General features: G+C 69.4%; 1 protein-coding gene. It reads right to left on the bottom strand.

Going from position 1 to position 1,286, the window contains the following annotated elements; translation table 11 throughout:
* A partial coding sequence (locus ACIRC0_RS39700) for an IS110 family transposase (RefSeq protein ID WP_403627025.1) occupies positions 1-1,039 on the bottom strand: 1,039 nt, incomplete at its 3' end.
* Between the last annotated feature and the right edge of the window lie 247 nt (positions 1,040-1,286).

Raw genomic sequence — 1,286 nt, 5'->3', positions numbered from 1 at the left:
GGTAGAGCTCGCGGGCGACGTACCGCTTGAGGCATCGGATGATCTCGCGCTTGGACATGCCCTCGGCGGTGCGTCGCCGCAGGTACTCCTGGGTGCGTTCGTCCCAGCGTATGCGGGTCTGCACGATGCGGTAGAGGGCGGCGTTGGCCTGGCGGTGGCCGCCGCGGTTCAGGCGCCGTCGCCGGGTCTTGCCGGAGGACTGTTCGACCGGGCTGACACCGCACAACGCGGCGAAGGAGGCTTCGTCGACGAGCCGGTCGGGGTTGTCACCTGCGGCGGTGAGTAGGACAGCGGCGCTGTCGGGCCCGACGCCGACGAGGTCCAGCATCTGGGGCCGGCAGGCACGGACGGCCCTGGTGGTGCGGCGGGTGAGCTCTTTGACCTCGTGGGACAGGTGCTGGACACGGCGTGCGAGCAGGCGCATCGTGAAGACGGCCTCGCCCCGGTAATCCGCGCTGAGGGCCGCGCAAGTAGCGACCAGCGCAGGGTTGCTCAGGCCGGTGAGGAGTTCACGCAGATCCGGGTCGATGGACATGAGGACAGCCTTGAGCTGGTTCAGCGCCTGGGTGCGGGCCTTGACCGCCGATTCCTTGGCCAGCCGCAGGACCCGCATGTCCTCCACAGGCCCGTCCGCGCTCTTCGGCACGGTGGTGGCCCGTCCGGACAGCACCGCACGAGCGGCCGCGTCCGCGTCGATGGCATCGGTTTTGCCGCGCTTGCGCCGGGTGGCACGGTCGGGCTGGTTGACCTCGATGACGTCGATGCCCTCCCGACGCAGGACCTGGGTCAGCGCGGCTCCGAAGGAGCCGGTGCATTCGACACCGGCCCGGCGCAGGACACCGAACGACCGTGCCCAGGCGAGCAGTTGGCGATAGCCGATGGCGGTTGCCGGGAACTCCTGCTGAGCGAGCGAGGCACCCAGGGCCGTGATGACCGCAGCAACGTGGACGTCTTTGTGGGTGTCCACCCCCAGGATCACGTCCTCGGCCTCCTCGGCCGGGGCGGGGACCGGCTGCGTGGGCAGCGTCGGCTGGGGCATGCTGGTGACGGTCACGAGGCTCCTTGGACTGGGTCTGGTGGCTGACACCGGTCCGGTGGGCGGTCAGAACTGTGACGGTGCTTTGTGCAGCAAAGCCCCTATCGGGACACGTTCACCGGGCCGGCAGCAGTACGCACCGCAGGAGGCCGGGGCCGACAGTTCCACTCCAAGGCAGCTGCGGCCAGTTGTCGCACGGGTCAGGCTCCGGCCCCCTGCGACACACCATGATCCTCACAGTTGTCGCAGA

The sequence above is a fragment of the Streptomyces sp. NPDC093984 genome (assembly GCF_044764595.1).
Classification (GTDB): Bacteria; Actinomycetota; Actinomycetes; order Streptomycetales; family Streptomycetaceae; genus Streptomyces; species Streptomyces cynarae.
Note: the sequence above shows the minus strand (reverse complement) of the source record. Positions and strands in the feature narration are given on the sequence as shown.